The 482-nt window shown below is 51.2% G+C and carries 1 protein-coding gene; it reads left to right on the top strand.

The genetic code is table 11. From position 1 onward, the window contains the following. Nucleotides 1–482: DEAD/DEAH box helicase family protein (locus IV91_RS16245; RefSeq protein ID WP_035418560.1), on the top strand; the 482-nt coding region annotated here is incomplete at both ends.

Here is a 482-nt window from a genome sequence, read left to right as displayed (position 1 = left end):
CTGTTTCTGGTGCCCAGTCTGTCCCTGCTGTCCCAGAGCCTGACGGAATGGACACAGGAAAGTGATCTTCCACTGCACAGTTTTGCTGTCTGCTCAGACAGTGATGTGGGTAAGACAAAGCGGAAGAATCTGGAGGAAGATAAGGTTGAAACCTTGCTCCATGAACTTCGTTACCCCGCCACCACCAGTGCGGGAAATCTGGCTCAGGCCGTTCATAAAAGACGGGATGACCAGGGGATGACGGTGATCTTCAGCACTTATCACTCCATTGAGGTCATACACCGGGCGCAAAAGGAGCATGGCCTTCCTGATTTTGACCTGATCGTGTGTGATGAAGCCCACCGCACTACAGGGGCCATTTTTGATCAGGAGGATGAAAGCGCTTTCGTCAAAATTCATGACGGGGAGTACATAAAAGGGGCCAAACGTATCTACATGACTGCCACCCCGCGTATTTATGGGGAAATAGCCAAGAGCAAAGC

Origin of the sequence: Ferrovum myxofaciens (assembly GCF_000735045.1) — a bacterium.
Classification (GTDB): Bacteria; Pseudomonadota; Gammaproteobacteria; order Burkholderiales; family Ferrovaceae; genus Ferrovum; species Ferrovum myxofaciens.
The sequence above is the reverse complement of the archived record's forward strand: the minus strand, read 5'-3'. Positions and strand labels throughout refer to the sequence as shown.